The 23258-nt window shown below is 60.0% G+C and carries 29 protein-coding genes; 17 read left to right on the forward strand and 12 right to left on the reverse strand.

Annotation, left to right across the window (positions count from 1 at the left end; translation table 11 throughout):
• Positions 1–117 precede the first annotated feature (117 nt).
• Genes paoC through paoA form a run of 3 tightly spaced genes read right to left on the reverse strand, consistent with a single transcriptional unit; the run spans position 118 to position 3907 of the window.
• The gene (paoC, locus tag AC07OG_RS24595) at positions 118–2316 is read right to left on the reverse strand and encodes an aldehyde oxidoreductase molybdenum-binding subunit PaoC (protein WP_495068338.1); all 2199 of its coding nucleotides are present in this window, start codon (positions 2314–2316) and stop codon (positions 118–120) included.
• The gene (locus tag AC07OG_RS24600; protein ID WP_495068339.1) at positions 2313–3269 is read right to left on the reverse strand and encodes an FAD binding domain-containing protein; all 957 of its coding nucleotides are present in this window, start codon (positions 3267–3269) and stop codon (positions 2313–2315) included. Before AC07OG_RS24600 ends, paoC begins: the two co-directional genes overlap by 4 nt.
• A complete protein-coding gene (gene paoA / locus AC07OG_RS24605) occupies positions 3266–3907 on the reverse strand; it encodes an aldehyde dehydrogenase iron-sulfur subunit PaoA (protein ID WP_060543767.1) in 642 nt (213 codons plus the stop codon). Before paoA ends, AC07OG_RS24600 begins: the two co-directional genes overlap by 4 nt.
• 198 nt (positions 3908–4105) lie before the next feature.
• Between paoA and AC07OG_RS24610 the strand changes: the two genes are divergently transcribed.
• The gene (locus tag AC07OG_RS24610) at positions 4106–4828 is read left to right on the forward strand and encodes a GNAT family N-acetyltransferase (protein ID WP_495068340.1); all 723 of its coding nucleotides are present in this window, start codon (positions 4106–4108) and stop codon (positions 4826–4828) included.
• Between the two features lie 356 nt (positions 4829–5184).
• Here the strand turns inward: AC07OG_RS24610 and AC07OG_RS24615 are convergent, their stop codons facing one another.
• Entirely contained in the window at positions 5185–6126 is a 942-nt protein-coding gene (locus AC07OG_RS24615) for a class I SAM-dependent methyltransferase (protein ID WP_495068341.1), read from the reverse strand.
• Between the two features lie 276 nt (positions 6127–6402).
• Here AC07OG_RS24615 and AC07OG_RS24620 point away from each other — a divergent pair, with 276 nt between their 5' ends.
• The 5 genes from AC07OG_RS24620 to AC07OG_RS24640 all read left to right on the forward strand — a co-directional run bounded on the left by AC07OG_RS24620 (position 6403) and on the right by AC07OG_RS24640 (position 9499).
• The gene (locus AC07OG_RS24620; RefSeq protein ID WP_495068342.1) at positions 6403–7020 is read left to right on the forward strand and encodes a cytochrome b/b6 domain-containing protein; all 618 of its coding nucleotides are present in this window, start codon (positions 6403–6405) and stop codon (positions 7018–7020) included.
• A complete protein-coding gene (locus AC07OG_RS24625) occupies positions 7017–7802 on the forward strand; it encodes a molybdopterin-dependent oxidoreductase (protein WP_495068343.1) in 786 nt (261 codons plus the stop codon). Before AC07OG_RS24620 ends, AC07OG_RS24625 begins: the two co-directional genes overlap by 4 nt.
• Positions 7803–7852: 50 nt before the next feature.
• A complete protein-coding gene (locus AC07OG_RS24630) occupies positions 7853–8116 on the forward strand; it encodes a pentapeptide MXKDX repeat protein (protein ID WP_495068344.1) in 264 nt (87 codons plus the stop codon).
• Between the two features lie 223 nt (positions 8117–8339).
• A complete protein-coding gene (locus AC07OG_RS24635) occupies positions 8340–8744 on the forward strand; it encodes a response regulator (RefSeq protein WP_060543872.1) in 405 nt (134 codons plus the stop codon).
• Between the two features lie 86 nt (positions 8745–8830).
• Complete coding sequence (locus tag AC07OG_RS24640) at positions 8831–9499, forward strand: HAD-IA family hydrolase (RefSeq protein ID WP_060543761.1); 669 nt, start codon at positions 8831–8833, stop codon at positions 9497–9499.
• 146 nt (positions 9500–9645) lie between these two features.
• Here the strand turns inward: AC07OG_RS24640 and AC07OG_RS24645 are convergent, their stop codons facing one another.
• Both AC07OG_RS24645 and AC07OG_RS24650 read right to left on the reverse strand, forming a co-directional pair.
• Positions 9646–10305, reverse strand: a complete 660-nt coding sequence (locus AC07OG_RS24645) for a methyltransferase family protein (protein WP_495068345.1) — start codon at positions 10303–10305, stop codon at positions 9646–9648.
• Positions 10306–10475: 170 nt separating this feature from the next.
• Positions 10476–10775 carry a DUF2388 domain-containing protein gene (locus AC07OG_RS24650; protein WP_060543760.1) on the reverse strand — a complete coding sequence of 100 codons (300 nt, stop codon included), beginning with the start codon at positions 10773–10775 and terminating at the stop codon, positions 10476–10478.
• A 219-nt stretch (positions 10776–10994) separates the two neighbouring features.
• Between AC07OG_RS24650 and AC07OG_RS24655 the strand changes: the two genes are divergently transcribed.
• The gene (locus AC07OG_RS24655) at positions 10995–11591 is read left to right on the forward strand and encodes a DinB family protein (protein WP_495068346.1); all 597 of its coding nucleotides are present in this window, start codon (positions 10995–10997) and stop codon (positions 11589–11591) included.
• Positions 11592–11837: 246 nt separating this feature from the next.
• Positions 11838–12635 carry an SDR family NAD(P)-dependent oxidoreductase gene (locus AC07OG_RS24660; protein ID WP_060543758.1) on the forward strand — a complete coding sequence of 266 codons (798 nt, stop codon included), beginning with the start codon at positions 11838–11840 and terminating at the stop codon, positions 12633–12635.
• A gap of 155 nt (positions 12636–12790) precedes the next feature.
• Here AC07OG_RS24660 and AC07OG_RS24665 read toward each other — a convergent pair whose 3' ends face one another.
• Positions 12791–14185, reverse strand: coding sequence for a sensor histidine kinase (locus AC07OG_RS24665; protein ID WP_495068347.1), 1395 nt, complete (start codon positions 14183–14185; stop codon positions 12791–12793).
• Positions 14163–14846 carry a response regulator transcription factor gene (locus tag AC07OG_RS24670; RefSeq protein WP_060543871.1) on the reverse strand — a complete coding sequence of 228 codons (684 nt, stop codon included), beginning with the start codon at positions 14844–14846 and terminating at the stop codon, positions 14163–14165. Before AC07OG_RS24670 ends, AC07OG_RS24665 begins: the two co-directional genes overlap by 23 nt.
• Positions 14847–14995: 149 nt before the next feature.
• Between AC07OG_RS24670 and AC07OG_RS24675 the strand changes: the two genes are divergently transcribed.
• Both AC07OG_RS24675 and AC07OG_RS24680 read left to right on the forward strand, forming a co-directional pair.
• Positions 14996–15331 carry a YdcA family protein gene (locus AC07OG_RS24675; RefSeq protein WP_082457629.1) on the forward strand — a complete coding sequence of 112 codons (336 nt, stop codon included), beginning with the start codon at positions 14996–14998 and terminating at the stop codon, positions 15329–15331.
• Between the two features lie 180 nt (positions 15332–15511).
• Complete coding sequence (locus AC07OG_RS24680) at positions 15512–16438, forward strand: hypothetical protein (RefSeq protein WP_218423346.1); 927 nt, start codon at positions 15512–15514, stop codon at positions 16436–16438.
• A 27-nt stretch (positions 16439–16465) separates the two neighbouring features.
• Here the strand turns inward: AC07OG_RS24680 and AC07OG_RS24685 are convergent, their stop codons facing one another.
• A complete protein-coding gene (locus AC07OG_RS24685; RefSeq protein WP_495068348.1) occupies positions 16466–16831 on the reverse strand; it encodes a hypothetical protein in 366 nt (121 codons plus the stop codon).
• A gap of 171 nt (positions 16832–17002) precedes the next feature.
• Here AC07OG_RS24685 and AC07OG_RS24690 point away from each other — a divergent pair, with 171 nt between their 5' ends.
• From AC07OG_RS24690 to AC07OG_RS24700, 3 genes are all read left to right on the forward strand, one after another.
• Complete coding sequence (locus AC07OG_RS24690; RefSeq protein ID WP_060543754.1) at positions 17003–17407, forward strand: TraR/DksA family transcriptional regulator; 405 nt, start codon at positions 17003–17005, stop codon at positions 17405–17407.
• Between the two features lie 287 nt (positions 17408–17694).
• Complete coding sequence (locus AC07OG_RS24695; RefSeq protein WP_495068360.1) at positions 17695–19191, forward strand: methyl-accepting chemotaxis protein; 1497 nt, start codon at positions 17695–17697, stop codon at positions 19189–19191.
• 109 nt (positions 19192–19300) lie between these two features.
• Positions 19301–19504 (forward strand): hypothetical protein, encoded by a 204-nt coding sequence (locus tag AC07OG_RS24700; RefSeq protein ID WP_060543753.1) that lies wholly within the window; start codon positions 19301–19303, stop codon positions 19502–19504.
• A 6-nt stretch (positions 19505–19510) separates the two neighbouring features.
• On the opposite strand, the gene AC07OG_RS24705 is transcribed toward AC07OG_RS24700, so the two are convergent.
• The 3 genes from AC07OG_RS24705 to AC07OG_RS24715 form a co-directional block, all read right to left on the reverse strand.
• A complete protein-coding gene (locus AC07OG_RS24705) occupies positions 19511–19750 on the reverse strand; it encodes a DUF2789 domain-containing protein (RefSeq protein ID WP_495068349.1) in 240 nt (79 codons plus the stop codon).
• A 132-nt stretch (positions 19751–19882) separates the two neighbouring features.
• Positions 19883–20113 carry a hypothetical protein gene (locus AC07OG_RS24710; RefSeq protein ID WP_060543751.1) on the reverse strand — a complete coding sequence of 77 codons (231 nt, stop codon included), beginning with the start codon at positions 20111–20113 and terminating at the stop codon, positions 19883–19885.
• 147 nt (positions 20114–20260) lie between these two features.
• Positions 20261–20509, reverse strand: a complete 249-nt coding sequence (locus tag AC07OG_RS24715; RefSeq protein ID WP_495068350.1) for a hypothetical protein — start codon at positions 20507–20509, stop codon at positions 20261–20263.
• 405 nt (positions 20510–20914) lie between these two features.
• Here AC07OG_RS24715 and AC07OG_RS24720 point away from each other — a divergent pair, with 405 nt between their 5' ends.
• The 4 genes from AC07OG_RS24720 (at position 20915) to AC07OG_RS24735 (ending at position 23206) form a co-directional block, all read left to right on the forward strand.
• Positions 20915–21385, forward strand: coding sequence for a hypothetical protein (locus tag AC07OG_RS24720; protein WP_371318035.1), 471 nt, complete (start codon positions 20915–20917; stop codon positions 21383–21385).
• Positions 21385–21588, forward strand: a complete 204-nt coding sequence (locus AC07OG_RS24725; RefSeq protein ID WP_060543749.1) for a hypothetical protein — start codon at positions 21385–21387, stop codon at positions 21586–21588. Before AC07OG_RS24720 ends, AC07OG_RS24725 begins: the two co-directional genes overlap by 1 nt.
• A 118-nt stretch (positions 21589–21706) precedes the next feature.
• Entirely contained in the window at positions 21707–22723 is a 1017-nt protein-coding gene (locus AC07OG_RS24730; RefSeq protein ID WP_495068351.1) for an ABC transporter substrate-binding protein, read from the forward strand.
• 45 nt (positions 22724–22768) lie between these two features.
• Positions 22769–23206, forward strand: coding sequence for a DUF3995 domain-containing protein (locus AC07OG_RS24735; RefSeq protein ID WP_060543747.1), 438 nt, complete (start codon positions 22769–22771; stop codon positions 23204–23206).
• Positions 23207–23258: the final 52 nt, after the last annotated feature.

Below are 23258 nucleotides of genomic sequence, written 5' to 3' on the forward strand. Positions count from 1 at the left end.
CCCTTGTGGGAGCTGGCCTGCCGGCGATGGCGGTGTGTCGGTCGCCCTTGATGCTGGATGTGCCGGCCTCATCGCGAGCATGCTCGCTCCTACAGTGAATCTGCAGCGCACACGAAATCAAATCATCTGCGGCAACTTGTCGAGCATCTTGTCGAGGGTGATCGGATACTCGCGCACGCGAATGCCCGTGGCGTTGTAGATGGCATTGGCGATCGCCGCGCTGACCCCGCAGATGCCCAGTTCGCCGACACCCTTGGCTTTCATCGGCGATGAGACGGGGTCGGCTTCATCGAGGAAAATCACTTCCTGGTGCGGGATGTCCGCATGCACCGGCACCTCGTAGCCGGCCAGGTCGTGATTGACGAAATAGCCCAGGCGCTTGTCCACCGCCAACTCCTCCATCAGCGCGGCACCAACGCCCATGGTCATTGCGCCGATCACCTGGCTGCGCGCCGAGGTCGGGTTGATGATGCGACCGGCTGAACACACGGCGAGCATCCGGCGCACGCGGGTTTCACCGGTCGCGCTGTCTACCGCGACTTCGACAAAGTGTGCGCCGAAGGTCGACTGCTGGTACTTCTTGCTCAGTTCGGCGAACTCGATGGAATCCTCGGCGACCAGTTCGCCAGCCTGCGCGGCATTGCGCAGGGGTATGCGTTTATCGCCTGAATGCACTTCGCCGTCGGCGAAAACGGCATCCCCCAGGGACACGCCGAGTCGTTGCGCCACCGCCTCGCGCAATTTGACGCAGGCGGCATAGACGCCTGCCGTCGAGCAATTACCGCCGAACTGGCCGCCCGAGCCCGCCGATACGGGATAGCTGGAATCACCCAGGCGCACCACCACATTGTCCAGCGTGACGCCCATCATTTCTGCGGCGGTCTGGGCGATGATGGTGTAGCTGCCGGTGCCGATATCGGTCATGTCGGTTTCCACGGTGACGATGCCTTGCTCGTTGAGCCGTACCCGGGCGCCCGATTTCACCGTCAGATTGTTGCGAAAGGCCACCGCCATGCCCATGCCGATCAACCAGCGGCCTTCTCGCCGGGTCCCTGGCTGCTCATTACGACGATCCCAGCCGAAATGCTCGACGCCGGTGCGCAGGCACTCGATCAGGCGCCGCTGGGAAAAGGGTCGCTGCGGATTGACCGGATCGACCTGGGTGTCGTTGCGCAGGCGAAACTCGACCGGGTCGAGCTGCAGTTTTTCCGCCATCTCGTCCATGGCGATTTCCAGCGCCATCATTCCCGGGGTCTCGCCCGGTGCGCGCATGGCGTTGCCCTCCGGCAGGTCGAGGGTCGACAGGCGCATGGTCACCCGACGGTTTTCCCCGGCGTACAGCAGTTTGCTTGGCTGCGCGGCCAGTTCGAGCTTGCCGCCGGGCAGGTCGCCGGACCAGCCTTCATGGGCGATGGCGGTGATCTTGCCGTCCGCGGTGGCGCCGATGCGGATACGCTGGATAGTGGCCGGGCGGTGCGTGCAATTGTTGAAGATCAGCGGCCGCGTCAGCGCGACTTTCACCGGCCTGCGGGCCATGCGCGCACCGAGGGCGGCGAGCAGGGCATCGCTGCGGATGAACAGCTTGCCACCGAAACCGCCGCCAATGTACGGGGAGATCAGTCGCACATTTTCCTTCGGCACACCGAGGGTGGTCGCCAGATCGGTGACTGACCAATCGATCATCTGATTGGAGGTCCACAGGGTCAGTTTGTCGCCCTCCCAGGCGGCCATCGAGGCCATGGGTTCCATCATCGCGTGGGCCTGATCGGGCGTGGTGTAGGTCGCGTCCAGCTGCACCGGTGCGGCGGCGAAGGCCGCTTCGAAATCGCCGTGCAGGGTGTCGGCCATCTGCTCTTTGGACTCCACGCCGGACTCGTGGCTGGCGGCGAGGTCGAACACACCCTCGGCGCGCTCGTAGCGAACCTCGACCAGTTGCGCGGCGGCCTGCGCCTGCTCGAACGTTTGCGCCACCACCAGCGCGACGGCCTGGTGGTAATGCTGGACGTCGGGGCCGGCGAGCAGTTTCGCGGTGTTGTATTTGCCTTTGCCGAGCTTGCCGGCGTTGGCGGCGGTAACAATGGCAAGCACCCCCGGAGCGGCCTCGGCAGCGCTCAGGTCCATCGCGCTGATACGGCCCTTGGCGATGGCCGAGCCGATCACAACGCCATAGGCTTGATTGGCCACGGCGTGGTGATGTTCGTAGGCATAGGGCGCCTGGCCGGTGGTCTTGAGTGGCCCTTCGATGCGCGTGGTGGCTTTGCCGACGACTTTCATCTGGTCGATGGGGTTGGTGCCGGCCGGAGTGTCGAATTTCATGCCTGTTCCCTCGCCTGGGCCATGACCGCCGCGAGCGTGCGCTCGACCAGGGTGATTTTGAAGGCGTTGTCATCGGTGGGGGTGGCCCCGGCGAGCAACTGTTCGGTCACGGCCGTGGCGCCCTTGGACATGCCGGCTTCGGCGCTTTCCAGGCGCCAGGGTTTGGGTGCGACGCCGCCGAGGGCGACACGGCCGCTGCCGTCCTTTTGAAGGATCGCGGCGACCGAGATCAGGGCGAATGCGTAGGAGGAGCGGTCGCGCACCTTCTGGTAAATGTGCGTGCCGCCCACCGGCGCCGGCAAGGTGACCGCGGTGATCAACTCGTTGGGGGTCAGGGTGGTTTCAATATTGGGCGTGGTGCCGGGCAATCGATGCAGGTCGGTGAGGGCGATCACCCGGGTCGAACCGTCGGGCTTGACCGTTTCCACCTGCGCATCGAGGGCGCGCATCGCCACCGCCATGTCGCTGGGGTGGGTGGCGATGCAGGCGTCGCTGACGCCGATGATCCCCAACTGCCGACTGAAGCCGGCAATGGCCGCGCAACCACTGCCCGGCTGGCGCTTGTTGCAGGCCTGGTTGGTGTCGTAGAAATACGGGCAGCGCGTGCGTTGCAGCAGGTTGCCGGCGGTGGTGGCGACATTGCGCAACTGTCCGGAAGCGCCGGCTAGCAGGGCTCGGGCGAGCAGACCCCAGTCTTTGCGGATGCGCGGGTGGGCGGCGAGGTCGGTGTTGCGTACCAGGGCGCCGATACGTAAACCACCATCGGCCGCGTCTTCGATCCGGTCCAGCCCGACGTCGTTGACGTCGATCAAGTACGCCGGCGTCTCGATTTCCAGTTTCATCAAGTCCAGCAAGTTGCTGCCACCGGCAATGAACCTCGACCCGCTGGTCTGTGCGGCCAGGGCCGCCGCTTCGGCGGGGGATTGCGCGCGCAGGTAGGTGAAAGGTCTCATGCGCTGGCCTCCGCGACTTCGCTGATCGCCTCGATGATGTTGGAGTAAGCGCCGCAACGGCAGATGTTGCCGCTCATGCGCTCCTGGATTTCCCCGGCAATCAGCTGAGGTGCTTCAGTCAGGCTGGGGCTGGCGTGGCTGGGAATGCCATCGCGAATCTCCTTGAGCACCGCGACGGCCGAACAGATCTGCCCCGGGGTGCAGTAACCGCACTGGTAGCCGTCGTGCTTGATGAACGCTGCCTGCATCGGGTGCAGGTTGTCCGGAGTGCCGAGGCCCTCGATGGTGGTGATCTGCGAACCCTGGTGCATCACCGCCAGGGTCAGGCAGGAATTGATCCGCCGGCCATTGGCGATCACCGTGCATGCACCGCATTGACCGTGGTCGCAGCCTTTCTTGGTGCCCGTCAGTTGCAGGTTTTCGCGCAGGGCATCGAGCAGGGTGGTGCGGGTGTCGAGGTCCAGTTCGCGCTGCTCGCCGTTCACCTGGATCGACACTTTAGCCTTGACCGGCTGCGAGGCGTTGACGGCGCTGGCCTGCGCGCAGATAAACGGCGGCAGGACGACGCTGGCCGCTGTCACTACGCCCACGATCAGCAAATTGCGTCGGGTAATCGGCAGCAGGTTGCGGTTGTCCATGGTTCGATTCCTGTGTTTAGCGGCGAACGCAGCCCATGGCTGCGCGTGAAAGCCCTCATCTCTGGAGTGACCTGTGGAGGTGGGGAAAAGTTTTTGCAGTTTTCGGGCATACAGTTATGCGTGTGGCTCATGAATCCACAGCGCCAGCAGGGCGGGTTATGATAGGCAGCCTCGCCCCCCCCGGAGTCCAGCCCTTCAATGCCCCGCATCAGCCATTTCAAGTCGCCGTGCCCCGAGCACGTCAACAGCCAGATCCTGCAGATGGTCGTCGACAACCTGACCGACATCAGCATGGTCGCCATCGCGCCGAGCAACCTGTTGTACAACCTGTATCAGTACGCCATCGGCTATGAAGTGCACCTGTATCTGCAAGCTATGAACGGTGAGAAGGGCATTGCCGTGGAGTTGATCGTCGCCACCGACGAAGACGACCCGGAACAGGTCATCGGCTTTTTGCTGTATCTACCGGTCAAGGACGATCCCGACGCCTGCGGCGTGGCGTACATGGCGGTGCATGCCCAGCATCGGCGCCAGGGTGTGGCGCGGCGGATGCTGCGCGAGATGGTTGGCCGCTACCCCCACGCGGAGCTGACTTGTGCCGTGGCCAAGGTGCCTTATTTCGAGGCGATGGGCTTTGAGGTGGTGGGTGCGCGCGCGACCCAGGTATTGATGAATACTCGCGATCACAGCACCGATGGGTTGATGGCGCTGCTCGATGTAGCGCCGATCTACAGTTCGCTGGAGGTGCGGCAGATTCATGCCTATCTGCTGCAAAAGCACGGCAAGCGGGCGATGGCCGATGCGGAGAAACAGCGCGACCGGCATCTGGATCAGTTGACGCGCAAGGCCGTCGAGTTTGTGCGAGAGCGCTTGGGAGATGATGCCGTGCCGGCTGCGGGGCCTCGACTGCGTCTGGTCTGACCCCATTTACATCAACACCACATCCCCCTTGTGGGAGCGGGCTTGCTCGCGAAAGCGGTGTATCAGTGAGAAATTAATTAACTGACACACCGCTTTCGCGAGCAAGCCCGCTCCCACAAGGGGGAGTGTTGAATTCAAGGTAAAAAAAGAGCCTCAAAGCTCTTTGATGGGGAGGAAGTAGAGCCCTCGAGGCTCAAGATGCGCGTGAAGCTAAGGGGTGAGCTTATAAAGGTTCAGTGCACTCACCCACTGCGCAACGGTTTGAGCCATCAAACGATTGCGCAGGTTTATCGTAAAAAGACCTAGTGTTTTGCTCAAGTACCGCTAGTCGCATCCACCCCCGGCCGGGCGCCCGATTAATCCTGAAGTTTGAACACCAACGCCTTCAATCCACACTCCAGATCGGCATCGGGAAACTCCGGCGGATTGTCCAGACGTTGCTCGAAGCGCAAGCCCGGTGCCTCACGGGTAACGCCGTCGATGAGGAAGTCGGCACCGAACGCCGGGTCGTTCATGCAGGCCAGCACCGTACCCTGTGGGCTGAGCAATTCCGGCAGGCGCCGCAGGACGCGCTGGTAGTCCTTGGTCAGCAGGAAACTGCCTTTCTGGAACGACGGCGGGTCGATGATCACCAGGTCGTAAGGGCCTTTGCCGATCACCTTGCCCCAGGACTTGAACAGGTCATGGCCGAGAAAAGTCACCTTACTCAGGTCGTGGCCGTTGAGCCGGTGGTTGTCGCGACCACGGTTCAGGGCCGGGCTCGACATGTCGAGGTTGACCACGTGGCTCGCACCGCCCTCGATGGCCGCCACCGAGAAACCGCAGGTGTAGGCGAACAGGTTCAACACACGCTTGCCTTGGGCATTTGCCCGTACCCAGTCGCGGCCGTAGCGCATGTCGAGAAACAGCCCGGTGTTCTGTTTGCGGCCCAGGTCCACCCGATATTTCAGGCCACCTTCGGCGATGTTCATTTCTTCGATGACGTCGCCGAGCAGCCATTCGGTGGTGCTTTGCAGCAGGTAGCGATGTTGCAGCAACAGCGTATGGGCACCGGACAGGGCCCACTGCGGCGACTGGCTGATCTCTATCAGCAGTTGCTTCAAGTCTTCCAGTTGCTCAGCTTCCGGCTCCTTGAACAGCGCCACCAACACCACGCCCTGCAACCAGTCCACGGTCAATTGCTCCAGCCCCGGCCAGCAGCGGCCACGTCCGTGAAACAGGCGGCGGGTTTCGGCGGGTGGCGTTGCCAGTGCCGTCAACAAGTGGTCGTGAAGGGTGGCGAGGGCGTCTGCGTTCATGGGTCTGGGTCGGCAATTTGCGGGGGCGGCATTTAACCATAGTTGCCCCATCGGCGGGCCACACAAAACCCCTGTAGGAGCGAGCAGGCTCGCGATGGTCGTAAACGAAGACACTGGAGGCCAGACACCCCACGGCGCTCTCAGGTTCATCGCGAGCATGCTCGCTCCTACAGGGGGTCGCAGGCAGTTATCACGTTTAATTTAACTTTACGTGAGGATTTGGCGAACACCCGGCTTCCATACTCGGCTCCAACGAACATCCACCCGGAGCCGGACATGTCGCAGTCAACTGCCACACCCAAGGCCAGTCATCCACGCTGGCTACGCCTGACCCATTGGCTTAACGCCGTGGCGGTGCTGGTAATGGTCACCAGCGGTTGGCGCATCTACAACGCCTCGCCGATCTACGATTTCAGCTTTCCCGCCTCGATTACCCTCGGCGGCTGGCTCGGCGGAGCCCTGCAATGGCACTTCGCAGCGATGTGGTTCCTGGCGATCAACGGTCTTATCTATCTGGCCTGCAACCTGTTCAGCGGCCGATTGCAACGGCGCTTTTTCCCGGTGTCGCCCAAAGGCGTGCTGCATGACCTGGGCGCAGCGGTGCGGGGCAGGCTGGGGCACGCCGACCTGAGTCATTACAACCAGGTGCAACGGCTGGCGTATCTGTTCGTGATGGTCGACATCATCCTGTTGGTGCTGTCGGGGCTGGTGCTGTGGAAGTCGGTGCAGTTCCCGCTGCTGCGAGAGCTGTTGTGGGGCTACGAAGGCGCACGCCGTGTGCACTTCTTCGCCATGGCGCTGTTGGTGGCCTTCGTCGCGTTGCATCTGCTGATGGTCGCACTGGTTCCAAAAACATTGCTGGCCATGATTGTCGGTCGCAAGGAGCACGTATGAAGAAGCCTGTTCAAGGATCAGGGCTGGACGAGTCATCCATCCTGACCGACGCCCGGAAAATCCTCGCCCCGCAGATCGAGGACCGCTCACGCCGTTCGTTCCTGCTGCGTGGCCTGACCCTCGGAGGCGTGGCCATGTTGTCCGGCTGCAACCTGACCGACAACGACAGCGTCGAGAGTGCGTTGTCCTCCATGTCGCGATTCAACGATCGGGTGCAGGGCTGGCTGTTCAACCCCAACGCCATGGCGCCGACCTATCCGCAGTCGATGATCACCCGGCCGTTTCCGTTCAATGCCTTTTACAGCATCGACGAGGCGCCGACGGTGGAGGAGGAGGGTTATCGGCTGGAAGTCACCGGCCTTGTGGCCGACAAGCGCAGCTGGCGCCTCGAAGAACTGCGCGCCATGGCCCAGACCGAGCAAATCACCCGGCACATCTGCGTGGAAGGCTGGAGCGCGATCGGGCGTTGGGGCGGGGTGCGTTTCAGTGATTTTCTCAAGCGCGTCGGCGCCGACACCGATGCCAAATACGTCGGCTTCAAATGCGCCGATGACTACTACACCAGCATCGACATGGCCACCGCACTGCATGCGCAAACCCTGCTGGCGCTGACCTGGGACGGTGCGGTGTTACCCCGTGAATATGGCTTCCCGATGAAGCTGCGCATGCCCACCAAGCTGGGCTACAAAAACCCCAAGCACATTCAGGCGATTTTCGTCAGCAACACCTACAGCGGCGGCTACTGGGAAGACCAGGGCTACAACTGGTTCGGTGGCAGTTGACGGGCACCTGGTTGTTTCTACCTTTCCCCAATGCATCAAGGAGTTTCATCATGAAAAAGTTGACCACCGTTGTTCTGTCCATGTGCCTGGCCGTTGGCGCCGCTTGCGTTTTCGCAGCGGACACGATGAGCAATGACAGCATGAGCAAGGATTCGATGTCCAAGGACGCGATGTCCAGGGACGCAATGAAAAAGGATTCCATGTCCAAGGACTCGATGAGCAAAGACAGCATGTCCAAAGATGCAATGAGCAAGGACGCGATGAAGAAAGACAGCATGTCCAGGGACAGCATGAAAAAAGAAACGTCGCAGTAAGTGCTGGTCGCCCCAACCTCTGTGGGAGCTTGCAACCATCCACCGTGCAAGTGCCAGGGTCAGTCTGGAATCGGGCTGGCCCTGCTGCAATGACGGCAACTTTCAAAGTATTCGTCGTGCGCCTCTATCAAAAATGAATTTCCTCCGAGTCCGCTGCTCATACCTTGTAGGTAGCGGAGTAGAGCCCGCGAATTCATTTATGCAATCAGGGAGCGGCATGGTCATGAGTCGAGATTCGACGACGGGCGAACATCTTCCTGGCGGGTTGATTCTGGTGGTTGAAGATGATCCGCTGATCCTGGAGTTTCTCTGTGAAATTCTGCAAGAGGAAGGCTTTGTGGTTGAGCCACAAAGCAGTGCGGACGCGGCCTCGCAGTACCTGGAAGAACATGCCACGCGAGTGCGCATGTTACTGACGGACATCACCATGCCCGGCACGCTCAATGGTGCGGACCTGGCCAATCAATTTGGCGATCGCTGGCCGGAAAAACCGATCATGATCATGTCCGGCTTTGAAACGCCAGCCAGCTCCGGGGTGCGGCATGCGGTGTCATTCATCAAGAAACCCTGGGCCATCGGGCAATTGCTCGATTGCGTGCAAGGTGCCCTGAACCCGCTCCGCCACTGACACAACCTACAGGGGGTGTGTACCGCGACATCGGGGGGGATGTTACATTGCCGGGCAACTCTGCCCGGCACCTGTGAGGTTCTCTTTTGTCTGCCCTTGAATCGGTTTTCAACACGGCCTATCGCGCGTTTCTGTTCGATATGGACGGTACCGTCCTCACCTCCATTGCCGCCGCCGAGCGAGTCTGGGCCACCTGGGCGGTGCGCCACGGGGTCGATGTCGAGACTTTCCTGCCAACCATCCATGGTGCTCGTGCCATCGACACCATCAGTCGCCTGGGGTTGCCCGGGGTGGATGCCCAGGCGCAGGCGCAGTGGATCACTGCAGCCGAGATCGAAGATGTCGATGGGGTGACCGAAGTGGCGGGCGCGGCGGCATTTCTCAAGTCGCTGCCGGCCCGACAGTGGGCCATCGTCACCTCTGCACCGCGGGCGCTGGCGCTGCGCCGTATGGCGGCGGCGGGGATCCCGGAACCTGCGGTGATGGTGACCGCCGAGGACGTCAGCGCGGGCAAACCCGATCCTGCCGGTTACCGGCTCGCGGCTCGCAAGCTGGGGGTCGAGATCAGTGAGTGCCTGATCTTCGAGGATGCTACGGTGGGGATTCTCGCTGCTGAAGCCGCACGCGCGGATCTGGTCGTCATCACGTCAACCCATGATCATCCGATTCAGACGCCACATGCGACGCTGGTGGACTATGAGTCGGTCGCCGTTTGCCTGAAATCCGGTGATCAAATTCAACTACAAAATACCTGACCAGCACCATCCGCCCTGTGGGAGCGGGCTTGCTCGCGAAAGCGCAGTGCCAGTCGACAACACTGCCCGCTGACACTGCGCTTTCGCGAGCAAGCCCGCTCCCACCGGGATAACGTTCCAAATCACGCAGGGGCACTGTGTTCAAGCTAGTAAAGGCCGGGGATCAGGCGCCAGCTGCGGCTGCAATAGGTCTCGTATTCACCGCCAAACTGCGCTTTCAGCAAGGCTTCTTCCGAGTGAATACGGGCAATCAGCGGGATCAGCATCAGCGCCGTCAATAACAAGCCAACCCCCGAACGAAAGGCCAGTGCCCAGCCCAGGCCTATGATCAGCATTCCCAAGTAACTGGGGTTGCGCAGGTTGCGGTAGATCCCCTCGGTTACCAGCCTGTGCCCAGGCTGGATCGCCACCAGCCCGCTGAAGCGCCTGCCCAGCACGAACACCGGCCACAGGCGCAATGCGCCGCCAATGATGAACAACAACGCCCCGAGCCAGCGCACACCTTCGCCACCGAATGTCCAGAAATCAATGCGGTCGGTGTAGGCCGGCAGGAAGCCGCTCAATATACCGAGTGCGCCAAGGGCCGGGATCACCCAGCGATTGGCCCGGTCTTCACGCTCACCCGGACTCAGGCTGGCCTCGGTATACAGCGAAGCCACGGCCATGACCAGTGTGGCGAGGGCCACGACGATCAGCGATCCATGGGCGAAAAACGCACTGAATCCACCCAGGCCCCAGACCGCAAGCCCGAGGTAGGCGAGAGTGCCGACAATGGCGAGCAACGCCATTCTGGCCGAGAGTTTCATGAGGCCTCCACTGTCGGAGCTGCCGCAGGCCGCGATCTTTTGCTCTTGATCTTTATCTTTGTAGGCATTCAATGCCCCAAGATAAACAGCAAAAGATCGCAGCCTGTGGCGACCCCTGCCCAGCTGTCACGGGCCCTGCCGTGGGTCGATCTTCAATGATCGGCAACGCCTTACTGAACGAGGATGGCGCGGGCCAGGTCTTCGTCACTGGTGTTGTTGAGTTCGGGATGGTCCTGACGAATCGTCTGTAATACCGACTCCAGGTAGGCACCCCGGATCGCGCCGTCACTGGCCACGAAACTGGAGGCGTCATCCCGGGCGGGAATCATCAGTTTGTGGTCTTTGAAGGTCGAGTACAGCGACGCGGACACACCCGCGGACGTGGCAACGTCTTCGGCGTCCACGTCGGCCATGGCCGAACCGAAGGGCAAACAAAATACCAGCGAAGCAAGGATAAATAGACGGCGCATGACGGTGTCCTCCGACAGCGTGAAGCATAAGGGATGTACCACACTATTTAGGATGCGCGACGATCGGCAGGAGTTCCCTGCGGGTGCGACATACATTTTGTGGTGGCAGAAATTCATTGTCCGGTGCAGGCCGATATTTTCTACCGATGATCAGCGTATGGGCTGCCAAAGCCTATCGGGTCTATGCTAGGGAGTGCGCATCGCCATCGGAGAACTCTGATGATTACCGCACGCACTGCCTGCCTGCTCGCCGATTACAAACGCTGGGCCAATCAGCGGCTGTTTGACAGCCTCATGGCGTTACCGCTCGGAGAGGTCAATAAAGAGCGAATATCGGTGTTCAAGAACATGGTCGGCACGCTCAATCACGTGTTCGTGGTGGACTGCATCTGGCGGGCCCACCTCGAAGGCCGGGGGCACGACTTCAAGACCTCGCATGATCTGCTGCATGCCGAGCTGACTGAATTGCACAGGGCGCAAAAAGAAATCGATCACTGGTACTGCGACTGGTGCGCCCGGCAAACCGATGCCTCGCTGGACAAACCCATCGAATTCACCTTTGTCTCGGGCCAAAGCGGCTCCATGAGCGCCGGCGCCATGTTGATGCATGTGGTCAACCACGCCAGCTATCACCGTGGCTGGGTAGTGCAGATGTATTTCGAGATTCCGGCCATGCCCCCGGTGACCGACATGCCGGTGTACCTGCGCGATTCCGACCCGGCATGGGTTCGATTGCCTAGTGCCCCGGCAGTGGAGCCGACATGTGCTGTGCAGTTTTCGAGCGCAACCAGCGTTCTGCCGGATCGTTATCGTTGACGCCGTTCCAGACCATCGATATCTGCGACCGGTTGATGTCGAACGTCGCGTCATTGGCACGCAGTTGACCAAGTCGATATCCAGACTACGCTGGCGCAGACCTTCGAGCTGGTCCGCCGAGCGCAGAGGATTGCTGCGGCTTTGCGTCAACTGACGGGTGAGGTGAAGCAGGTTTGCGGTCGAGCCGCGTTGCCGGGTCAAAAGTTCGCAGCCTTTGGCAGTTCCTACATTGAGGGGTGGTGACGTATGAAAATTGATTTGAGCGGGAAACTGGCGATCGTCAGCGGCAGCACGGCGGGCATTGGCTTGGGTATCAGCAAGGCGCTGGCCGAATCCGGCGCTACCGTGGTGGTGATCGGTCGCGACACGGCCAAGGTCGAACAGGCTCTGGCGAGCATTCGCCAGCAAGTGCCCGGTGCACAGCTGCGTGGTCTGACCGCGGACCTGGGCACGGCAGAAGGCGCCGACAAACTGTTCGCCGCCGAACCCCGGGCCGACATCCTGGTGAACAATCTGGGGATCTACAACGCGGTGGATTTCTTTGAGACGCCCGACAGTGAGTGGGCGCGCTTCTATGAGGTCAACGTGATCTCCGGTGTGCGCCTGTCGCGGCATTACGTGCCGGACATGGTCAAGCAGGGCTGGGGACGGGTGATTTTCCTGTCTTCGGAATCCGGGATCGCCATTCCGGCCGACATGCTCAATTATGGCGTGACCAAAAGCGCCAACCTCGCCGTTTCCCATGGATTGGCCAAGCGGCTGGCGGGCACCGGGGTGACGGTCAATGCGATCCTGCCCGGTCCGACGTTGACCGACGGAGTGGAGCTGATGCTCAAGGATGCCATTGCCAGGTCGGGCCGCAGTGTTCAGGAGGAAGCCGATGACTTCGTACGCAACGCTCGACCGACTTCGATCATCCAGCGCGTGGCCAATGTCGAGGAAGTGGCGAACCTGGTGGCGTACATCGCTTCGCCGTTGTCGTCGGCCACCACTGGTGCTGCCTTGCGGGTCGACGGTGGCGTCGTCGACAGTATGGCCATCTGAACCTGATTGATCGAGAGAGTATTACCAGGGTCAGTGCGTCAGCATTGACCCTGCGGGCGAGTCTCCGTGGCGAGGGGGCTTGGCCCCTCGCCACACAAGCCCCCCCTAGCCACAAAAAAATCGCCCGCCACAGGGGGGCTTGGTCGTCATTAAGATCAGGCCTGAGGAATCAGCCGCTGCCGACAATCAAGCACCAACCGCGCACCCCCCAGCTCACTGCTACCTACCTCCAGGGTAAATCCATGCAGGCTGACAATGGCTGCGACGATCGACAGCCCCAGGCCGAATCCGCTTTTGAGATTGCCCGCTTCAGCGCGGTAGAAACGCTGGAACACCGCTTCGCGTTCGGCCTCGGGAATGCCGGGCCCGGAGTCGAGCACTTCGATTTTCGTGTGGCCGCCCGCGTCTGTCCCGCGCAGAATCACCTGGCCCCCGGGTGGGGTGAATTTGATTGAGTTGCTGAACAGATTCGCCACTGCTTCAAACAGCAGGGCGCGGTCGCCATTAAGTGGTGGCAAAGTCCCCGGCAGCTGCAGTTGGAAAACCAGGCCATCGTCTTCTGCCAAGGGTAAATAGAAGTCATGCAGTTCCTGCAGCAGCGGTGTCGGGTCGAGCTGCACGAAGCCGGAACGGCGCTGACGGTCTTCGAGTTCGGAAATCCGCAGTAATCCCCGAAAGCGCGCCATCAGCGTGTCGGCCTCGCCGAGTACCAGATCCAGCTGTGCCGCCTCTTTGGAACCTTCACCGGCCTGTTGTTGCATGCGGTAGAGCTGCGCACGCAGGCGAGTCAGGGGTGTGCGCAGGTCGTGGGCGATGTTGTCGCACACACCCTTGACCTCGTGCATCAGGCGCTCGATGCGTTCGAGCATGGCGTTGACGATGGCGGCGAGCATGTCCAGTTCGTCGCGCCGGTTGGACAGCGGCAAGCGCCGCGTCAGGTCGCCGGCGACTATGGCTTCGGCGCTGGCCTGAATCGCGCGTATGCGTTGCAGCGGACGCCGGCGCAGCAAATGCCAGCCAATGATGCCGGGGATTATGGTCAGGGTCGCACCCCAGAACAGGGCATGCAGGATTATCCGGGTTACAGCGAACAGCGAGCCGTTGTCGCGCACCAGCACCAGCCAGCGGCCGTCCCGGGTTTGGGTCGCCACCGCGTCGCAGCTGTCGGCGGGCAGGGTCGGATCGTCGGAACCGGCACAATCGCTGAGCATGTGGATCTTGCCGTCCAGCGGCAGGCCGTAGGGGATGTGGCGCAGGGCGCCATTGAGGTAGCGGAGTTCGGCATCAAACAAACCGTAGGCATCGACGCCGCGAATATCGAACGTCATGCTGACGGCGAGGGCGTCCGCCAGTTGTTCGCCGGAGAAATGCGAAAACAGATGCTGGCGTTGCATCAGCGAATGTTTGGCCAGGTTGTCCAGATAGCTCGAAACCTCGTAGTACATCACCCCCATGAGGCTCGCGCTCCAGATCACGAACAGTGAACTGTAGAGCGCCAGCAGGCGGCTGCTGGAGGAGCGCCAGCCTTTAGACGGGTTCGGCAATGACATAACCCGAGCCTCTCACGGTCCGAATCAACGGGGCATTGCCAGGTGGGTCAATCTTCTTGCGCAGGCGGCCGATATGGACATCGATCAGGTTGGTGCCGGGATCGAAGTGGTAACCCCAGACCTCTTCGAAAATCATCATTCGCGACAGGATCTGCCCGCTGTTGCGCATCAGGAATTCCAGCAGCTTGTATTCAGTGGGCAGCAGCGTCAGCAACTGGCCGTCGCGGCTGGCTTCGTGGCTGATCAGGTTCAGTTCCAGATCGGCCACGCGCAACGTGGTGGCCTGGGCGGTCACGGTGTTTTGCCGACGCAGCAGGACTTCGACCCGGGCGGCCATTTCATCGGTGGCAAAGGGTTTGGTCAGGTAATCGTCGCCACCTGCGCGCAAACCGCGGACCCGCTCATCGACGTCGGAAAGGGCGCTGATCATCAGAATAGGCGTGGCCACGCCCATGGTCCGCAGGGTGGTGACGATCGCCAGGCCATCGAGTTCCGGCAACATGCGATCGAGGGTGATCAGGTCATAGTCACCGCTGACTGCGCGCTCAAGGCCCTCACGGCCATTGTCGACCCAGTCCACGTCCAGGCCATGGTTGCTCAGTTCAGCGACAATTTCCCGGGCGGTCACGGCGTCGTCTTCAATGGTCAGGATGCGGGTCATAGGGTTGGCCTGATAATCGGTTTGATACGAAGTTGCGAGCATTTTGCCAAGAATTTCCTCTCGCTTAATAAATTAACTTTCATGTTGCTGTGGCGCCGCCTGGGCGGATTGATATCATTAGGCCATGGCTTCAGGTGGGAAATTTCATTGTGCGCACTTTGTTCCGTCGCGGCTGGTTGCCGGCAAGTTTGTTGTTGCTCAGTGTCTTGAGCTCACCGGCCTGGGCCGGTAATACCCCATGCTCCGGTAAAAAGGGTGGGATTGATCGCTGCGATGGTGACCTGTTCCTTTGTAATGACGGCTCGATCAGTGGCTCCAAAAAGAGTTGTTCAGCGATGTTCGGCAATAAAAGCCAGGCCCGTCCCCAAGCCTTTGTTGGTGATGGTGAAGGTTGCGCATGTGGCACGGGTTCATTCTGCACGGGCCCCCGGGGCGGGGTGTACTGCCTGACTCCTGGCGGTACTAAAAGCTATAAGCGCAAATGAACAATGCATAAAACCCGTTCAACATAACCGTTCCTTGCAATTTGCAAGGGCCTGGTTAGTTCAAATTTTTTAAGTTTTTGAATTTTAAGGATTTATTTCAAGAGAGCGACTGGCACGGTGGCTGCAATTCCTTGATCGAAGAGTTGTAACACTTTCTTTCATGCCTGGAGCGATACAACGATGAATAGATCCTCTGATGGTTTCTACCCTGGGGTAGATGAATCCAGCACGCTTAGCGGCGTGTCCTGGGGGGCGATTTTCGCCGGGGCGGCCGCTGCGGCGGCGTTGTCGCTGATTCTGGTTCTGCTCGGCTTCGGCCTGGGCTTTTCGGCAGTGTCGCCTTGGGCCCACGAAGGCGTGAGTGCCAAGGGTCTGGGGATCTCCACCATCGTCTGGCTGGCCTTCACGCAAATCGTTGCATCGGGACTCGGTGGGTACATTGCCGGGCGGCTGCGGGTGAAGTGGGCGTACATGCATGGCGATGAAGTTTACTTCCGTGATACGGCCCATGGTTTTCTCGCCTGGTGCGTAGCCACTCTGGTGACTGCAACTCTGGTGGCCGGCTCGGTCAGCAGCATTGTCAGTGGCGGTGTACAGGCCGGTGCCAATGTTGTCGGCGGCGCAGCGAGCACCGCGACTCAAGCCATGGGGACTGCCGCCGGCAATACTGACAGTGATCAATACGGCTACTTCGTCGACAGTCTGTTTCGCGATGATCGCCCGGCCGCCGTCAGTGATGACGCTGCCCGCGGCACCGTAACCCGCATCTTTGTGCGCAACCTGGGCAATGACGGTCAACTGGCCGCCGAGGACCGGACCTACCTGGCACAAATGGTTGCACAGCGGACCAACCTGACCCAGGCCGATGCCGAGCGTCGAGTCGACGAAGTCTATGCCCGCACCCAAAAAGCCGTGGTCGACGCCAAACTGGCCGCGCAGCAAGCCGCCGACACCGCCGCCAAGGTCGCCGCCTGGACCACCTTGTGGATGTTCGTTGCCTTGTTGATTGGCGCGTTCTTCGCCAGCCTTGCCGCTACCTTAGGCGGTCGTCGTCGCGATGCGGTGGTTTATCTGGAAACCGACACCTACGTGACCACCCCACGTTAATTCAGGAGAAATACCATGCGCTCATTACTACTGTTTTTTCTCGGCGTGCCAATCCCGATCATCATCCTGATCGCCCTGTTCATGCATTAATATCCTGAGGCACATGCCCCTGCCGCTTCTGCCATAGGCAGAAGCGGCGTTTTGGCTTTTGATGTCAGGCCTATCCATCAACGTCTCACGGTCGTCAAAACGATGGGCCAACCCCGGTTGATTTGCCGGGCTGCAAAAGGCGTCCACCCGCGCAGGTTCCCGGGGAAATCCCCGATGGCGCCGCTGCAGGAGAGGCCGTTTGTCTTCTATATACAGCCGCGCGATTGAATTTCTTGCTATAAACGCAATCCGATTAACGGCCTGAAGCCTGCCGCAGAGCATTTTCAGGGCCTTGTCGGACAAATTCGCTGTCTTTTCAGTTGCTGATGCCTCAAGTCGGCCTTAGACTGCCGCCCCTCGTAAATTGAGTGCCGGGTGGCGCTTGGAAAAAATGGCGCCTTTCCGATGGCCTGCCCAGGTCTGCCGGAACGCTCCCTTATTCGCCTTAATGCACGTTTTTTTATAGAGATATCAATGACAAAGGACAAGTTGCTGGCCATGCCGGCGGACGACTACATGAACTCCGAGCAACATGCTTTTTTCTCCGAGCTGTTGCAGAACATGAAAGTCGAAACCCATGAGCGCATCGAGCAGAACCGTATCGCCATCGAGAGTCTGGACACCCCGGCTGACCCGGCTGACGCGGCTTCGGTCGAAGAAGAGCGCACCTGGCTGGTAAACGCGATCGATCGCGACCAGCGCATGCTGCCTCAGTTGGAACAAGCGCTGGAACGCATCAAAGAAGACAGCTTTGGCTGGTGCGACGACAGCGGCGAGGCGATCGGCCTCAAGCGCTTGCTGATCAGCCCGACCACCAAGTACTGCATCGAAGCTCAGGAACGTCACGAGCAAATCGACAAGCACCAGCGTCAGGCCTGATTCTGCGGGGCAGCCAGTGATCATCTGGCTGCCTTTGCTTTTCGCCGTTTTTACAAAATCCCGGTACTTCTGCTGACCCGCCCCAACACCCCCTACCAATGGACCATGGATAATGGCCATGTAGTGGCGTTAACTGCGGGTACAACAATTAGAAGCTATCCGGGGTGATGAAGATGACGAGAGAAGGATCTCTGGTTGCAGCAGTGCCTGCACCAGTGCTTTTGCCGAAGAACCGCTGGCTGACTCCAACACTGCAAAGTATCGCCCTGATACTGTTGTTGGGCGGCATGACGGTCAGTGGCTGGTCGCTTTACCTTGGCCTGCCACTGGCCGTGCTGATTATCTGGCTGCCGCGACTGCGCTCGCGCAGCACTGCCGAGGCCGCTCCTGCCGATAACGCTGACGCCATCGGTGCCCTGACGCGTGATCTCTCCTGCACCACTAGCCACAACGCGCTATCCGCCGCCGGGGTTGCCTTTTCCGTTCGCCAATTGGCAGCCAGGGTGCAATCACAGCTCGGGGCCGCTGCGCAGGTTGTCAGCAACGCGCAGGTGCTGATTGCCACCGAACAAGCCACCTCGTCCCATAGTCGTCAGGCCCTGAGTGCCGCCAGCGAGAGTCATGAGAGCGCTGTGGCCGGGCGTGCGGAGCTGATTGAATCCATCGCGCAGATGCAACAGCTCAGCCAGCGCGCCAATAGCAGCCGCGAGCTGATTGAGGCCTTGAGCCTGCGCAGCGACGATATCCAGCGCGTGACCCTGGTCATTCAATCCATCGCCAGTCAGACCAACCTGCTGGCGTTGAACGCTGCGATTGAGGCGGCGCGTGCCGGGGAACACGGCCGCGGCTTTGCTGTGGTGGCCGATGAAGTCCGCGGTCTCGCTGCGCGCACGGCGACTGCCACCGGCGAAGTCGGGGAGATGGTGGCCGATATCCGGCAGCGCACCGCGCAAGTGGTGGAGCAGATCCGGCAACTATCCAGCGACCTGGTCAGCGGAGTCGGGCAGATAGAGATTACCGGCCAGCATCTGGACAACATTGCCCGTCTGACGGCAAGTGTCGAAAGTCAGGTAGGGGAAATCGCCCAAGGTGCGCAGACCAACCGTGAACAATTCGACAGCCTGTTCCTGGCCATCGAGCAGATGCGCGGCGACCTGGCGATCAGCGATCAACAGACCCGGCGCCTCGCCGAAGCAGCGGTGCAAATGGAAGGCCAGGCCGAAACCATCAGCGAACGCCTTGCAGAGGTGGGTCTTGATGACTATCACCAGCGCGTTTACGACCTCGCCCAGGAAGGTGCAGCACAGATCGCAGCGCGTTTTGAAGCGGACGTCGAGGCAGGCTGCATCAGCCTGGACGACTTGTTCGATCGCACCTACCAGGCGATCGCCAATACCAGCCCGGCAAAATTCCAGACACGCTTCGATCGATATACCGATCAAGTGCTGCCAGGCATTCAGGAACCCCTGTTGTCGCGCCATGAAGGGCTGGTGTTCGCCATCGCCTGTACTCAGCAGGGTTATGTGCCCACCCATAATCGTGCGTTCAGCCAGACATTGACCGGCGATGCGCAAGTTGATGCCGTACACAATCGCACCAAGCGCAAGTTCGCCGACCGCACCGGGATTCGCTGCGGCAGCCATCAGAAGGCCGTGCTGTTGCAAACCTATACCCGTGACACCGGTGAGCTGATGCACGATCTCTCGGTACCGATCATGCTCAACGGTCGCCACTGGGGCGGGTTGCGTCTGGGCTACAAGCCGGAAAATGCGTCGGCAGGGTAATTGTTACTCGCTTTGCAACACAGCTGTGCAAGGCATGGCTGTTTCCTCCACGGAAAACTTATTAACATGCCTACATAGTTAGGTTGCTAATGAAGTTTGGACGGTCAGTATGCAATGCAAAGTTGATGTCGCAGTCATGATCGGCAGCGGTGTGCCTGCCAGCCTGCGCACGTTGGGGCGCAGCGTCTGCTGGGTGGTATTGCTCAACGGCGAGCGCCGGGGTACGGCGTTCTCCAGTCGCGATGAAGCAGAGGAGTGCAAGGCTGCCTGGCTGGCGAGATTGGACGCCGGCAAGCCGGACAGCCTGCATTGAGTGACGTCAGTGTGTCTGATGCATGCGCAGGTTGAGGTCATCGACCACCCGCGCCCAGTCAGCGTCTTCACGTAGTTGTTCTTTCAGGAAAGCGGCTTGTTGCGGTGTCCAGAAGTCGGCATCGATAAGTTTCTTGTCGTCGGGGAGCGGGGAATGACTGGCAATGAAATCGTCGATAGCTTTCTGATTGGAGTCCAGGCCTAGCTGGTCGAACAGGCCTTTCAAGTCGTGGGTCGGTGATTCCATCTTCATCTCCTTGCAGTTGGTCAGTCGCAATCGGTATGAAAGCGCGGCTTCACTGCATCTGAGGAAGCCGCGCTGGCGGAGTTCGATCCTGATGCCAAAACTTAGAGCAGAGCATAGACGCTAACTTGACCGTCAGGCTTTCAATGCTCCTGCATCGACGGCGGCTTTGAGGGCCTTGGCCGATTCCTGCGCGGCAATGGCGGCGACATCCGGGGTCTTGAACCAGCGATCCTTTTCGACCTGATGGTAGGTCACGGTCTTGAGCGGGGGCTTGGCGCGCATGACAATCACTGCCTGAAATTCACCGTCGAGCTCTCTGGCTTCGCCCCGGATAAAAAACTCGCCGATATCAAATTCCGTCACGTAGCAGCCTTCCCTTGAAAATATATTATTGTATTCAACACAGCCCAGCGGTCGGAGACGTGTTTGATTGGGCCGGCAGTATGGCAGTAGTTGCCCGCTGGCGGCTGAGTTAAGTCGCCGGGCTGACGAAACGGTACTGTTGGCCAATCATATTCGTGATTCGAAAGAGCGGGCCAGAGCACAGGCTTCGTTATGGCTGGCTCGGAAACCTCTTACGCAGCCCGTAGAAATTTCCCTGATGTGGAAGAAGGCATTGCCCGCCAGAACCACCTGGAAACGAGCCCCTGCCACGACCTCGTCAGGCCGTTCAGGGCTGCGCAGCTGTGCCGGACAGGCATTCTGCGGCGTCGGCGGGAGGGTAGCAAAGGGTTGGGCGAAGTGTGTCAGCGTGCACATATGAAGTCCTTTTCAATGTTTACCGAAGTGTTTACGTCGTTTTGGGTAGTCTGCAACAGCATCGCTGCTCTAGAATTGCCGCCGCTGGTGGGTGACAGATGGTTATCTAAAGCAATTTTTTGCTAGCGATATGTAGGAAATGTGCTTTTCTTTTTAGGTTTTTTCCTTGATGTTGATAGTCCGGATTTTTCTGACCGTAAATAGCCGTTTTCCTTCAACCTTTGTCGAACGCCTGTCAGGACGATGCGAGTGACGCTCCAGTAGTCTCTCAGCCTCGTGATAAATGAGTGCACTGCTCATTCAGGTATCAACCCGGGTTCTTTGGCTTCACCTTCGGCATTGCCGCTTTTTTGGCCGCGCGCTTTTCCTGCGTGCGGCACCATTAACAGATGTGGGGATGTTTCCTTGGCAGTAAGTAATCTCGATATGCATGCTTTGTTCGTGCTGGGCGATCTGCGCGCAAAGCTGGTTAAACAATTTCAGTCGCGTTTCGTTTACATCACCGAACAGAACGCTGAAGGCATCTACATTGCCGAAATCGACACCGATTCAGCCCTGGTGGTGGACGACAAACCGGGACTCAAGCTCAAGGTCGGCGATCATTTCAGCGCCTCGGTGCTACCGAGTCGCGAAGGCGGCAAGCTGGAGATCCGGTTCCGCGACATCAAACTCACGGTCTACGGTCTGGGCGATTACGCTTTCGTGACCACTGCCGACGGTGAGGCGATCGTGTTCAAGGAAGGGCACAACGTGGTGACGGTATTCGCCGCGAATCAACAATTGCAGGAAAACCTGACCAAGACCCTGAAGGCCGTGACTGCCAAGGCAGCCAAATGGCGCAAGGGCGAACTGGTGACCTTCAAGGCCAGCGAGTAATGACGCTGTCCCGCGCCGATTTCCACGCACGGAACCTGGCCGGCGCGCAAAGCGAAGCACTGCGGCTGTTTGAGCAGCGGGCCGTTCTGCAGGGAGCCTGGCTGAGCTGGGTGGCTTCACAGATTTACCTGCTGCGACCGGCGGAGTACGCCAGCATGGTCAGGAAAGAGCTGATGCGTTTGCAGGAAATTTCCGAAAATTGAATCACGCCCCTCGAAAGCAGGATCCTCTACTACAGTCAATTGACTGAGTATTTTGAGGCTTTGCGGTCTTCTGCCAGGCCATCCTGCTATTGCTGTGAACAGCACGAGGTGCAAAAGCATGAACGGATTTCGACGGTTGCTGGCTGCGGTGCTGGCCACTATCGGGCTGCTGGCAAGCCCGGTCCCGGTGTCCGCCGCCCAGGCGCCGATCCACTTCGCCGATCTGAACTGGGAAAGCGGCAGCCTGATTACCGATGTCCTGCGCATCATTGTCGAGAAGGGCTACGGGCTGCCGACCGATACCTTGCCGGGTACCACCATTACCCTGGAAACCGCACTGGCCAACAACGATATCCAGGTCATTGGTGAAGAATGGGCCGGGCGCAGTCCGGTCTGGGTCAAGGCGGAGGCCGACGGCAAGGTTGTCAGTCTGGGCGACACGGTCAAGGGCGCCACCGAGGGCTGGTGGGTACCGGAGTATGTGATCAAGGGCGATCCGGCCAAAGGCATCAAGCCGATGGCACCGGACCTGCGCAGTGTCACCGACCTGCCGCGCTACAAAAACGTGTTTAGCGACCCGGAAGCTCCGGACAAGGGACGTTTTCTCAACAGCCCGATCGGCTGGACGTCGGAAGTGGTCAACAAACAGAAGCTCAAGGCCTACGGTCTGGAAGACAGCTATGTGAACTTCCGCAGTGGTTCGGGCGCGGCGCTGGATGCGGAAATCAGTTCGTCGATTCGGCGTGGCAAGCCTGTGCTCTTCTATTATTGGTCACCCACGCCGTTGCTCGGCCGCTTCAAGCTGGTCCAACTGGAGGAGCCACCGTTCGATGCCGAGGCCTGGAAGACCCTGACCGACGCCGATAACCCTAACCCGCAACCGACTCGTTCACTGGCTTCCAAGCTGTCCATCGGTGTGTCCACCCCGTTCCAGAAACAATACCCGCAAATCGCCGAGTTCTTCTCCAAGGTTGATTTTCCGATCGAGCCGTTGAACAAGGCCCTGGCCGAGATGAGCGAGAAACACACTGCGCCGCGTCAGGCCGCGCAAGCGTTCATGAGGGCACACCCGGATGTCTGGCAGGCCTGGGTGCCCAAGGACGTGGCGGATAAAGTTGCTGCCGATCTCGAATGATTACGTGCTCTATGTCTGGGCATTCTCCTTCCAGGATTCGCATTCATGACCTTGATGTTAGCGCGGTGGCTGGTGGCGATCTTTGCAGTGATCAGCCTGGTGCATGTGTATTGGGCGCTGGGTGGCGAGTGGGCGGCGGTGGCGGCAGTCCCGCAGGTGCCGGAGGAGGGCAGTAAACAACTGCGCCCGGCCTTCAAGCCGCGAGGCTGGATCACGCTGCTGGTGGCTGGCGCGTTGCTGTTGATTGCTCTGCTGGTGTGCTTGCGGGTCGGCTTGTGCCTGCCACAAGTGAATCACGGGTGGCTGCAGTGGCTGATCAGCGCCGTTGCACTTTTACTGTTCGCTCGGGCCATCGGCGATTCGGAACTGGTGGGGTTTTTCAAGGAGGTCAAAGGCTCGCGGTTCGCCTGGCTGGATACCTGGGTGTACTCGCCGTTGTGTGTGATGCTGGGGGCGGGGTTGCTGGTGGTTGCCTGGGTTTGACTGGCTGGCCCCTTCGCGAGCAAGCCCGCTCCCACAGGTGATCGCTGTCGTA

The sequence above is a fragment of the Pseudomonas sp. GW821-FHT09H03 genome, assembly GCF_059415945.1.